The 11965-nt window shown below is 68.5% G+C and carries 7 protein-coding genes and 1 pseudogene; 5 read left to right on the top strand and 3 right to left on the bottom strand.

Annotated elements, in window-relative coordinates; genetic code table 11:
- Window positions 1-27: 27 nt before the first annotated feature.
- Window positions 28-602, top strand: a pseudogene (locus ACLLJJ_RS36565) (family 1 glycosylhydrolase); the annotation flags it as partial.
- Between the two features lie 200 nt (window positions 603-802).
- Here the strand turns inward: ACLLJJ_RS36565 and ACLLJJ_RS36570 are convergent.
- Window positions 803-1822, bottom strand: a complete 1020-nt coding sequence (locus ACLLJJ_RS36570) for a LacI family DNA-binding transcriptional regulator (protein WP_434598980.1) — start codon at window positions 1820-1822, stop codon at window positions 803-805.
- A 278-nt stretch (window positions 1823-2100) separates the two neighbouring features.
- Here ACLLJJ_RS36570 and ACLLJJ_RS36575 point away from each other — a divergent pair, with 278 nt between their 5' ends.
- The 4 genes from ACLLJJ_RS36575 to ACLLJJ_RS36590 all read left to right on the top strand — a co-directional run bounded on the left by ACLLJJ_RS36575 (window position 2101) and on the right by ACLLJJ_RS36590 (window position 10611).
- Window positions 2101-4302, top strand: coding sequence for a discoidin domain-containing protein (locus ACLLJJ_RS36575; protein ID WP_434598981.1), 2202 nt, complete (start codon window positions 2101-2103; stop codon window positions 4300-4302).
- Window positions 4303-4603: 301 nt separating this feature from the next.
- The gene (locus ACLLJJ_RS36580) at window positions 4604-6742 is read left to right on the top strand and encodes a discoidin domain-containing protein (RefSeq protein WP_434600622.1); all 2139 of its coding nucleotides are present in this window, start codon (window positions 4604-4606) and stop codon (window positions 6740-6742) included.
- Window positions 6743-6910: 168 nt separating this feature from the next.
- Window positions 6911-7996, top strand: coding sequence for a DUF1996 domain-containing protein (locus ACLLJJ_RS36585; protein ID WP_434598982.1), 1086 nt, complete (start codon window positions 6911-6913; stop codon window positions 7994-7996).
- A gap of 179 nt (window positions 7997-8175) precedes the next feature.
- Window positions 8176-10611 carry a glycoside hydrolase family 3 C-terminal domain-containing protein gene (locus ACLLJJ_RS36590; RefSeq protein ID WP_434598983.1) on the top strand — a complete coding sequence of 812 codons (2436 nt, stop codon included), beginning with the start codon at window positions 8176-8178 and terminating at the stop codon, window positions 10609-10611.
- A 180-nt stretch (window positions 10612-10791) separates the two neighbouring features.
- On the opposite strand, the gene ACLLJJ_RS36595 is transcribed toward ACLLJJ_RS36590, so the two are convergent.
- Both ACLLJJ_RS36595 and ACLLJJ_RS36600 read right to left on the bottom strand, forming a co-directional pair.
- Complete coding sequence (locus tag ACLLJJ_RS36595) at window positions 10792-11349, bottom strand: TetR/AcrR family transcriptional regulator (RefSeq protein WP_434598984.1); 558 nt, start codon at window positions 11347-11349, stop codon at window positions 10792-10794.
- Between the two features lie 24 nt (window positions 11350-11373).
- Entirely contained in the window at window positions 11374-11952 is a 579-nt protein-coding gene (locus ACLLJJ_RS36600) for a sugar O-acetyltransferase (protein ID WP_434598985.1), read from the bottom strand.
- Between the last annotated feature and the right edge of the window lie 13 nt (window positions 11953-11965).

Below are 11965 nucleotides of genomic sequence, written 5' to 3' on the forward strand. Positions count from 1 at the left end.
CGGAAGGCGGGTGACGTTTCCTGCGGCGCCCTCCGCATGGATGGTCACACCAACCGCTGGTGGCTCGACCGGTGTAGGGCCGCGGCTTCCCTACCGACATGCGCGAGCTGTACGGGGTCGAGCTGCCCGAGCGCGCCGGGGCGCGGAGATCATCGCCGCGCCGCTCGACTGGCGTGGCGTCAATTATCACTTTCCCGTCACCGGCGACCCGACGGGCCCCGTCCCGTACGCCGAGAGGTACGCCTCCCCGGCGTGCCCGGCACGGGCATGGACGGGCAGATCGACGCCGGTGGCCCTGAGGCCTTCCTGCTGCGGCTCACCGATGACTACGGCATCCGGAAGCTGTACGTCACCGAGAACGGCTCGGCCTTTCCCGACACCGTCGACCCGAAGGCGAGGTATACGACCCCGAGCGGACCTGCTACTTCGAGCAGCGCCTGGAGGCCTGCGCTCGAGCCGTTCGCAAGGGCGCCCCCTCGCCGGCTGCTACGCCTGGCCGCTGCTCGACATCTTCGAATGTCGGGCTCGTCCACGTCGACTACACCACCCAGAAGCAGACCGTGAAGACAAGCGGACGACGCTATGCGGAGATCATCCGCAGCTCCGCCGGATCCATGCGTAACAGGGCGTCGCAGCCGAGCGCTGCGGTCACCACCGTCGACCTGGCGCCGCCCGCACGGGGCCAGGTCTTTTTCCCGTGTGCTCCCGGCTTCGGCCCGTCCGTCACCCAACCGACGGGCCGAAACCGTATGCGTTCACATGGCACGGTCTGCGGTGTCCGGCGTACGTCGTTCGCGGCCGCTCAGGCCGATTCGCGCACCACCAGCTCGGCGTCGAAAAGCACCGATACGGGCTGGGTGTGCGTCCCTTGAATATGCTCCGACAAAATGCGCGCCATCGCTGCGGCCATCTTCTCCACCGGCTGGCGCACCGTGGTCAGGGGAGGTCGGCATGTCACTGCCACACTCGAGTCGTCGAAGCCGATGACAGCCACATCCTGCGGGATCCGCTTGCCCTGTTCGCGTAGGAACTGACAGGCCCCCTGCGCCATCAGATCGTTCGCGGCGAACACGCCGTCCAAGCCCGGGTGATCGCTCAGGAGCTGGGCCATGGCCGCAGCACCGCTGTCGACCGTAAAGTTACCTTCGGCAACAGGAACGTCGACGACCCCAGCGGATGCCAGCGCCTCACGGAAGCCGTCGAGACGATCACGGGCCGCAGGGATCGACTGGGGAGCCGAGATCGTCGCGATCCGGCAGCAGCCCCTGGCCAGAAGATGTTCGGCGGCCAGCCGGGCCCCTTCGGCGTGCGTGAGGTCGACGTAACTGACGGCCTGCGGGGGCTCCGGGCGGGCAAAGAGCACCACGGGGATCTGGGCAGCGGCCAGCATCTCCGGGAGGGGATCGGCAGCCTGTATGGACACCACCAGCGCGCCATCCGCTGTGCCCTGGCTCAGATAATCGACGACTTGGTCCCTGGCGGCATCGGACTCGGCTACCAGGAGCACTGGATGCATCGCATGTGTCCGCAGATACCCCACCACGCCATTGACCACCCTGCCGAAGAACGGGTCGGCGAAGACGCGGGAAGCGAAGGTGTCTCCCGCGCCGGAGATGATCAACGCCACCGTCTCCGTCCGCTGCGTGACCAGCGACCTGGCTGCCCGGTTGGGCCTGTATCTCGTCTGCTCGATCGCGTGGCGTACGAGCTCCTGGATGTTGGGGTCCACGTTGCGGATCCCGTTGACGACCCGCGACACCGTCGCCCGCGACACTCCCGCCTGACGTGCGACATCCTCCAGCGTCGGGCCCCTTCTGCTCATACCCGGAACCCTAACGTGTCGTCTCGATCGCGAAACCGCCACAGCCTACGTGCCGACGCACGGCTGCTGCCGGGCGCAGCTGCCCTGACGGCACTTCGTCACTAGACATGCCGCTTTGGGACGTCCGGTGCTTATGGGAGCGGCGATCCGTATCCGTGCCCTCTGCAACTTATTGGAAGGCTAAAGAAAAGTGGGTCGGGGTTCTTGACCGCGCATTGTGTGTCAGGCCAAGGTCTGGAGAGCGCTCTCCCGTTCCAGGTTTGTTTAAGGAGCCCTTCATGCCTGTTGGCATACCGGTTGCAGCCCCATCCCGCAGACGCCGTCCCCTTCCATCCCGTAAATGGGTTGCCGGGACGGGTGCCGCTGCTCTGGCCGGCAGCCTGCTCGCGCTGGCGCCCGCCACGACGGCGCACGCTGCCCCCACCCTGCTCTCGCAGGGGAAGACGGCCACCGCCTCCTCCACCGAGGGCCCCGCCTTCGCCGCGAGCGCCGCGGTCGACGGCAACCTCACCGGCACCCGCTGGGCCAGTTCGTGGCAGGACGCCCAGTGGCTCCAGGTCGACCTCGGCAAAAGCGCCACGCTCAGCCACGCCGCCCTCACCTGGGAAGGCGCGTACGGCAAGAGCTACCAGATCCAGGCCTCCGAGAACGGCACCGACTGGCGGACCGTCACCTCCGTCGCCGCCGGCGACGGAGGTACCGATGACGTCACCCTTTCCGGCAGCGGCCGCTACATCCGGATGAACGGCCTCACCCGGGCCACCGGATACGGCTTCTCCCTCTGGGAGTTCCAGGTCTACGGCTCCACCGACGGCGGCGGTCCGACACTGCCGGGCGGCGGCGATCTCGGCCCCAACGTGCACGTCTTCGACCCGTCCACCCCCGGTCTTCAGACCAAGCTGGACCAGGTCTTCCAGCAGCAGGAGTCGGCCCAGTTCGGTTCTGGCCGGCATGCCTTCCTGCTCAAGCCGGGTACGTACAACGGTCTCAACGCCCAGATCGGTTTCTACACCCAGATCGCCGGCCTCGGACTGCGCCCCGGCGACACCACCATCAACGGTGACGTGACCGTCGACGCGGGCTGGTTCAACGGCAACGCCACCCAGAACTTCTGGCGCGGCGCCGAGGGCCTGACCCTCAACCCGGTCACCGGCACCAACCGGTGGGCGGTCTCGCAGGCGGCGTCCTTCCGCCGCATGCACGTCAAGGGCGACCTCAACCTCGCGCCCAACGGCTACGGCTGGGCCAGCGGCGGCTATATCGCCGACTCCAAGGTCGACGGCCAGATCGGCAACTACTCGCAGCAGCAGTGGTACACCCGGGACAGCTCCATCGGCGGCTGGTCCAACAGCGTGTGGAACCAGACCTTCTCGGGCGTCGAGGGCGCTCCGGCCACCTCCTTCCCCGAGCCCCGCTACACCACGCTCGACACGACCCCGATCTCCCGCGAGAAGCCTTACCTCTACCTCGACGGCAGCGAGTACAAGGTGTTCGCGCCCGCCAAGCGCGTCAACGCCCGTGGCACCAGCTGGGCGAACGGCACCCCTCAAGGTGAGTCCATCCCGCTGAACCAGTTCTACGTGGTCAAGCCAGGTGCCACCGCCAGCACGATCAACCAGGCGCTGGCTCAGGGCCTGCACCTGATCTTCACGCCGGGCGTGTATCACGTCGACCAGACCATCAACGTGAACCGCGAGAACACCATCGTGCTGGGTCTCGGCCTCGCGACGATCATCCCGGACAACGGCGTCACCGCGATGAAGGTGGCCGATGTCGACGGCGTCCGGCTCGCCGGCTTCCTGATCGACGCGGGCCCGGTCAACTCCCCGACTCTGCTGGAGATCGGGCCGCAGGGCGCCGGCGCCGACCACGCCGCCAACCCCACCACCGTGCAGGACGTCTACATCCGCATCGGAGGCGCCGGCGCGGGCAAGGCCACCACCAGCATGGTCGTGAACAGTGACGACGCCATCATCGACCACACCTGGGTGTGGCGCGCCGACCACGGCGAGGGCTGGGGCTGGGAGACCAACCGCGCCGACTACGGCGTCCGCGTCAACGGCGACGACGTGCTTGCCACCGGCCTGTTCGTGGAACACTTCAACAAGTACGACGTCGAGTGGTACGGCGAGCGCGGCCGCACGATCTTCTACCAGAACGAGAAGGCGTACGACGCCCCCAACCAGGCCGCCATCCAGAACGGCACGACGAAGGGCTACGCCGCCTACCGCGTGGACGACTCGGTGAACACCCATGAGGCGTGGGGGCTCGGCAGCTACTGCAACTACAACGTCGACCCGACCATCGTCCAGGACCACGGCTTCAAGGCACCCGTCAAGCCGGGCGTGAAGTTCCACAGCCTCCTGGTGGTCTCCCTCGGCGGCATGGGCCACTACAACCACGTCATCAACGACACCGGGGCGTCCACCATCCCCGCCGGCAGTTCCACCGTGCCGTCCACCGTCGTCTCCTTCCCCTAACGTCTCATCGCCTCGTCGCCGGTCTCCGGTAACGAAACGGAGACCAGCCGCAACTCCCCGGGCCGGGTGAAGTCCCCGCGCCCCGGCCCGGGGGCACTTCCCAGACCATCCGGTCGGCATGCCCGGGACGTCCCGACCCAGGCGTGTCACAGAACGTGACAGGGTCATGCCATGTTCGTCGAACACGGAGAGCACTGTCTTGCGGGCGTGTCACCTTCCGGGAACTGGTCCAACGTCACCGCCATTGACATCAGGAGCCGCAATGTTCCATCCCCCCTCCAGAACCGCACCAGCCCGCCGTATGCGCGGCGCGGCGGCAGTTCTCACCCTCGGAGCGCTTCTCGCCTCTTCCCTCACCCTCGCTACCGCGCCTGTCGCGAGCGCCGCGGAGTCCCTGCTGTCCCAGGGCAAGACGGCCACCGCCTCCTCCTCCGAAGGTGAGGCTTTGTCCGCTGCCGCCGCCGTCGACGGCAACCTCACCGGCACCCGGTGGGCCAGCCAGTGGAGCGATGCTCAGTGGTTCCAGGTCGACCTCGGGGCGAACAAGGACCTGAGCCGCGTGGTCCTCACCTGGGAGGGCGCGTACGGCAAGAACTACGAGATCCAGGTCTCGGACAATGGAACCGACTGGCGCACGGCCAAGACCGTCACCGGCAGCGACGGCGGCACCGATGACATCGCCATCTCCGGCGCCGGCCGGTACGTGCGGATGAACGGCCTCGTCCGCTCCAGCGGCTACGGCTACTCCCTGTGGGAGTTCCAGGTGTACGGCGAGAGCGGTGGCGGCAGCAACCCGACGCAGGGCGCCGTACGCGTGGCGGGCTCCCAGGGCAACTGGCAGCTGACCGTCGGCGGCCAGCCGTACACCGTCAAGGGTCTCACCTGGGGCCCGTCCATCGCGGACGCCTCGAAGTACATGCCGGACCTGAAGTCCATGGGCGTCAACACCATCCGCACCTGGGGCACGGACGGCGGCACCAAACCCCTGCTCGACACCGCCGCGGCGCACGGTATCCGGGTGATCAACGGCTTCTGGCTCCAGCCGGGCGGCGGGCCGGGCTCCGGCGGCTGCGTGAACTACGTCACGGACACCGCGTACAAGACCACCATGCTCACTGAAGTCGCCAAGTGGGTCGATGCCTACAAGTCGCACCCGGCGACCCTCATGTGGAACGTCGGCAACGAATCCGTCCTCGGTCTGCAGAACTGCTACGGCGGGACCGAACTGGAGACCCAGCGCAACGCCTACACGACCTTCGTCAACGACGTCGCCAAGAAGATCCACTCCATCGACGCCGACCACCCCGTGACCTCGACGGACGCGTGGACCGGCGCCTGGCCCTACTACAAGCGCAACGCGCCCGACCTCGACCTGTACTCAATGAACTCCTACGGCGACATCTGCGGTGTACGCCAGGACTGGGTCGACGGCGGCTACAACAAGCCGTACATCATCACCGAGGGCGGCCCCGCCGGCGAGTGGGAGGTGCCGAACGACGCCAACGGCATCCCCGACGAGCCCACCGACGTCCAGAAGGCCAACGGCTACACCAAGGCGTGGGACTGCATCACCGGCCACCAGGGCGTCGCCCTCGGCGCCACCCTCTTCCACTACGGCTTGGAGCACGACTTCGGCGGCATCTGGTTCAACCTGCTGCCCGACGGCCTCAAGCGGCTGTCGTACTACGCGGTGAAGAAGGCCTACGCCGGGTCGACCGCGGGTGACAACACTCCGCCCGTCATCACCAACATGACGGTCTCCCCGGCATCACAGGCGCCGGCCGGCGGCGAGTTCACCGTCCGCGCCGACATCCGCGATCCCGAGAACGACCCCCTGACCCACAAAATCTTCCTCAGCGGCAACTATGCCAGCGGCGACAAGCGGCTGATCGAGGCGAAGTGGCGCGCCACCGGCAACGGCACCTTCGCCGTCACCGCGCCCGAGAAGCTCGGCGTATGGAAGGTCTACATCCAAGCCGAGGACGGCCGGGGCAACGCCGGCATCGAAACGAAGTCCGTCAAGGTCGTCGCCCCGCCCGTCACCGGCACCAACCTCGCCCTGAACAAGTCCACGACCGCTTCCTCCGCCCAGGCCTCGTACGGCGACTGCCCGTGCCCGGCCAGCAACGCCACCGACGGCAAAACCGGCACCCGCTGGGCCAGCGACTGGAGCGACCCGCAGTGGATCAGGGTCGACCTCGGTGCTCCCACCGCGGTCCGCAAACTGCAACTGGTCTGGGACCCCGCCTACGCCAAGTCCTACGAGGTCCAGGTCTCCGATGACGGCACCACCTGGCGCACGGTCCACACCACGACGACCGGCAACGGTGACGTCGACACGATCGACGTGTCGGCGACGGCCCGCCACGTGCGGCTGAACCTGACCGCGCGCGGTACCGGCTGGGGCTACTCGCTCCAGGAGCTCGGGGTCTACAGCTGACCCCCGCACCCGTGACCGGTCCGCCAAGCACGGCGGGGGTGCCGCCGCGGCGCTGACCCCGGCCGCACCGAGCGCCCGGACCGTGGGTGGCGGAAGCGAGCCGCCTTTCGCCACCCACGCACGCACGGCAGCACCACACCCACCTCCACCATCCTGCAGGAGATCTTCATGAGACTGACTTCCAAACGGCTCACCGGGCTTCTCCTCGGTTCCGCCCTCGTCGCCAGCGTCCTGAGCGTCGGCACGATCGCCACAGCGGCGGACCCGGGCGGCGCCTCCCCCTCGTCGGCCGCCACCGCCCACATCGGGCATTCCATGGCCGCGTCCACCCAGGCGTCGGGCGACGACGCCGACGGAGACGGCTACATCCCGGCCGTACCCCAGGTCACCGGTGTGACACCCTCCACAGCCACCCCGCCCCCGGCCTACCATCACGAGTTCCAGGCCGGCTGCGCGGTCACCCACACGGCGCCGGACGACCCGATCGTCTACCCCGGCCAGTTCGGCAAGTCCCACGACCACACATTCATGGGCAACACCTCCACCAACGCCGCCAGCACCACCGGATCGCTGTACGGAGGGAACACCACCTGCAAGGCGCCCGCGGACGCCTCCGCGTACTGGATGCCCTCGCTGTACAAGGGTGATCAGAAGATCCTGCCCGTCGGCCCTCAGGTCATCTACTACAAGGCCGGCGTCACCGACTACCGGAGCGTGCGGCCCTTCCCCAAGGGGCTGCGGTTCGTCGTCGGCAACCCGATGCAGACCGCCCAGGAGTTCCGCAGCCACAAGGGCTTCGTCGAGGGCTGGGAATGCGGTGACAGCTTCTTCAACACGGACATCCCGGCGAGCTGTCCGAACCGGCCCGACGTGCAACTCAACCTGCGCATGCAGGCCCCCAGCTGCTGGAACGGCCTGTACCTCGACACCCCCGACCACAAAAGTCACATGGCCTACCCGGTCGTCAAGCCCGGCACCAACGACAACATGTGCCCGGCCTCCCACCCCGTCGCCCTGCCGATGATCGAGTTCAAGATGGCGTGGCCGGTCAACGGCGACATGTCCCAGGTCCGCCTGGCCAGCGGCCGCGGCTACTCCTTCCACTACGACTTCTTCAACGCGTGGGAGGAGCGCACCCTCAAGGCCCTGGTCGACCACTGCCTCGTCGGCGGCCTGCAGTGCGACACGCGGGGCTTCGACCTGTACCGCCCCGAACGTGGTGCCGTGCTGAACGCCGACCACCGTCTGCCCTAAGCCTGCCGGTGATGCGCACGGGCCCGGTCACCCCCTTCCGTATTCGGGGCGACCGGGCCTTCCTCATGCGCCGGTGACGGCTGATTAGTAGATGAGCCTTGACGTGAACCCCATGGCGGGCGAAAGTTTGGAGAGCGCTCTCCCGTTTAGAGGGGGCGGTTGACGTGACTGGGGTGGGAATGACTGACGACGTGATCGATCTGATGCTGGGAAAGCTCGATCTGACCCAAAAAGTGCGGCTGCTGAGCGGCGCCACCACCTGGCGGACCGCCGACGAACCGGCCGTCGAGCTACGGCAGATGGTCATGTCCGACGGTCCCGCAGGCGTGCGAGGAGAGGCATGGGACGAGCGGCGCACCTCCGTACTACTGCCCTCGGCCTCTGCGATCGGTGCGCTGTGGGACGAGGAACTGACCGTACGGCTGGGCCGTGTGCTCGCCGCGGAAGCGGCTCGCAAGGGCGTGGACATCGTCCTCGCCCCGACGCTCAACCTGCACCGCACCCCGCTGGGAGGACGGCACTTCGAGTGCTTCTCGGAGGATCCCGAGCTGACGGGCCGTACCGGTGCGGCGCTGATCCGGGGCATCCAGGGGGCCGGTGCGGCGGCCACAGCCAAGCATTACGTCGCCAACGACTCCGAGTCCGAGCGCATGCACGTGGACGTACGGGTCCCCGAGCGCGTACTCAGGGAGGTATACCTGGCTCCGTTTGAGGCAGCCGTCGACGCGGGTGTGTGGCTGGTCATGGCCGGATACAACAGCGTGAACGGCGCGACCATGACCGCCAGCAGTCTTCTCGCCGAGCCGCTCAAGGACGATTGGGGCTTCGACGGGGTGGTCGTGTCGGACTGGGGCGCGCTTCGTTCGACAACGGGCCCCGCGCTCGCCGCTCTCGACCTGGCGATGCCCGGGCCGCAGGGGCCATGGGACGCAGGCCTGGCCCAGGCGGTGAAGGACGGCCTCGTTCCCGAGGAGGTAATCGACGACAAGGTGCGACGCCTGCTGAGACTCGCCCGCCGCCTTCACGCGCTCGGACCGCGCCGGCCCCGGCGCGTACCGGCGTCCACATCCCGCGATACCCGTAAGCTGCTGCGCCAGACAGTGGCCGCCGGCTCCGTACTCCTACGCAACCACGGGGTGCTTCCGCTGGACCGGGCCGCCCTGTCGACCGTCGCGGTCATCGGTGCACACGCCGCGTCCCCGAGGGTGCAGGGCGGTGGCAGCGCGGGCGTCTTCGACTCGGGCACGGTCTCGCCTCTCAACGGAATTCGTGCCGGACTGCGCGGACACGCCCGCGTCGTGCACGTACCCGGTCCTTCACTGGGTGCGCCCCCGGCCCCGCTCGATCCCGATCGATGCAGCAACCCCCGGTCGGGGGAGCCCGGAGTGCTGCTGCGGCTCCTCGACGCTGCTGGCCACGAGCTGTATGCGGAGCACCGCCTGTCAGGGAGGCAGCTCGAACCCCCGGTCATCCCCGGCACGCACACCGTGGAGGTCAGCGCGCTGATCAAAGCGGAGACGACGGGGGAGTGGACCTTCGGCGTCGCCGGTTTCGGCCACATGTCAATCACGATTGATGACCGGATCGTGCTGGACGGTGAGTTCCCGTGCACCACCGACGACCCGGCCATCGTCCATGTGACCCCGCCTCTCCACACCGCGCAGGCGACGATCAGCACGAAACATCCCGTCCATCTGGTGGCCCGGCGCGAACTGGTCCCGGGAGCCGGGCGGGCCACGATCGTCGCGGCAGCGCCCCCAGAGCGCGAGGCGACAGCCGCTCTCGCCGAGGCGGTGGAAGCAGCCCGGAACGCGGACGCGGCGATCGTGGTGGTCGGCACCACCGAGCACACCGAGACCGAAGGATACGACCGCACAGATCTCTCCCTCGGCGGACACCAGAACGCGCTCGTCCACGCCGTGGCAGCGGTCAACCCACGCACGGTCGCCGTGGTCAACAGCGGGGGCCCGGTGGAGCTTCCGTGGCGAGAGGAGGCTGGCGCCGTCCTGCTCACCTGGTTTCCCGGACAGGAGGCCGGGTCCGGTCTCGCCGACATGCTCTTCGGACTTGTCGAACCCGGGGGCCGGCTTCCGACGACCTGGGCAGCCTCACTCTCGGACGCACCCGTCACCCGCTCACAGCCGGTCGAAGGCCGACTCGACTACGAGGAAGGTCTGCACATCGGCTACCGCGCATGGGCGCGCGCGAAGAGCGAACCTGCCTACTGGTTCGGGCACGGTGAGGGGTACACGACCTGGGAATATGGGGTGGTGAGCGCCCCGGCGCAGGTCACGGAAGGAATTCCGTTCAACGTCGGCGTCCAGCTGCGCAACACAGGCGCGCGGCCGGGTCGCGAGGTGGTGCAGGTGTACCTGGCACGCCCCGACTCCGCCGTGGAACGACCGGCCATCTGGTTCGCCGGCTATGCCGCGGTCCACGCGGAGGCCGGTGCGGCGACGACCGCCGTGGTGGAAATTCCCGCACGTGCGCTGCGGCACTGGTCCGAGGACGAGCAGAGCTGGCGCACTGAGGCTGGGGCCTACCGGATCATGGTGGGGCGGTCTGTGGGCCACCTTACTTGGCACGGGGAACTGGACGTCCAAGAGGCCGAGTGACGTGCACGGTGGCTTGGCCGCACGGGGCCCCTGGTGGAACGGCCGGGCTCACCGTCACCGCGCGGATGCGGGGCGAAGGTGACACCAGCCGCTGGCCTGACCGGCGTCCGTCGCGGCTAGCAGGTCCTGGCCGGCACCTTGGTCAGGTGGGGTGCCGGCCCGGGGTCTTGGGGGTGCGCGTCAGGAAGACGCACCGTGGCTCTGGGTGATGCGAGCGATCGCTTCGACGGTCAGGGCCCGGTCGTGGGGCTCGGTCTCCAGGGCGCGGTGGATCGACAGGCCCTCGATCATTGCGTCGAGCTGGCGGGCCGTCGCCGGGTCGAAGTGCCGCTCCAGGGCGACGCGGCTGCGGCGCATCCACTCCCGGGTCAACTCGCGGTAGGCGGGCTCGCGGGCTGCGAGCGTGTACAGCTCGTGGGTGAGGACGAGTTCGCGCTGGCTGCCGCCGGACAGGTGATGGACGAGATCGGCGACGGCCTCCCGGGCCTCGGCGGGAGCGGAGGCGGCGCCGAGACGCTCCTCGAAGACGGCGACGATGCTGTCAGAGAAGCGTGTGAACGCCTCCCGGAGCAGCTCGTCCATGCCGCCGAAGTGGTACGTCATCGAGCCGAGCGGTACACCGGCACGGGCGGCGACCTTGCGGTGCGAGGTGCCGGCGACCCCCTCCTCCGCGATCAGGTCGAGTGCGGCGGCGATGATGCGTTCCCGCCGCTCGGGGTCGTTCTGTCCGGTGGCCACGGTGCTTCTTTCTGCGTAGAGCTGCTAGATCGAGCGGATCACCCGGGCCGGATTGCCGACGGCGACCACGTTGGCGGGTACGTCCTTGGTGACGACGGCTCCGGCGCCGATGACGCTGTTGTCCCCGATGGTCACCCCGGCCAGCACGATCGAGCCGCCGCCCAGCCAGACATTGTCGCCGATCGTGATCGGCCTGGCCGCTTCCAGCTTGTCCCGGCGGGGCTCCGGCTCCACCGGGTGGGTGGGTGTGAGCAGTTGGACGTTCGGCCCGATCTGGCAGTCGCGGCCGATGGTGATGGGGGCCACGTCCAGGGCGGTGAGGTTGTAGTTGATGAACGTGTCCTCGCCGACCGTGATGTACGAGCCGTAGTCCACGTACAGCGGCGGCCGGATGTGCGCTCCGGCGCCGAGGCCGCCGAGGAGCTCGGCGACGAGGGGCTGCGCGGCGTCGGGGTCCTCGGCGTAGGCCGCCAGATACCGGGCGGCGAGGCGCACGGCGCGCCGCTGGGCCTCCAGGATGTCGGGGTCGTCGGCGATGTAGAGGTCCCCGGCGAGCATCCGCTCGCGGTTCGTACGGGGGTCTCCTGCGAAGTGGTCCGTCATGAGTACGATCATA

This window comes from Streptomyces sp. A5-4 (genome assembly GCF_051131715.1).
Taxonomy (GTDB): Bacteria; Actinomycetota; Actinomycetes; order Streptomycetales; family Streptomycetaceae; genus Streptomyces.

Excerpts from the sequence above, each read along its gene's own strand:
- ACLLJJ_RS36600 (WP_434598985.1), bottom strand. The coding sequence starts at position 11,952 with ATGACGGACCACTTCGCAGGAGACCCCCGTACGAACCGCGAGCGGATG.
- ACLLJJ_RS36580 (WP_434600622.1), top strand. The coding sequence starts at position 4,604 with ATGCGCGGCGCGGCGGCAGTTCTCACCCTCGGAGCGCTTCTCGCCTCT.
- ACLLJJ_RS36585 (WP_434598982.1), top strand. The coding sequence starts at position 6,911 with ATGAGACTGACTTCCAAACGGCTCACCGGGCTTCTCCTCGGTTCCGCC.
- ACLLJJ_RS36590 (WP_434598983.1), top strand. The coding sequence starts at position 8,176 with ATGACTGACGACGTGATCGATCTGATGCTGGGAAAGCTCGATCTGACC.
- ACLLJJ_RS36570 (WP_434598980.1), bottom strand. The coding sequence starts at position 1,822 with ATGAGCAGAAGGGGCCCGACGCTGGAGGATGTCGCACGTCAGGCGGGA.
- ACLLJJ_RS36575 (WP_434598981.1), top strand. The coding sequence starts at position 2,101 with ATGCCTGTTGGCATACCGGTTGCAGCCCCATCCCGCAGACGCCGTCCC.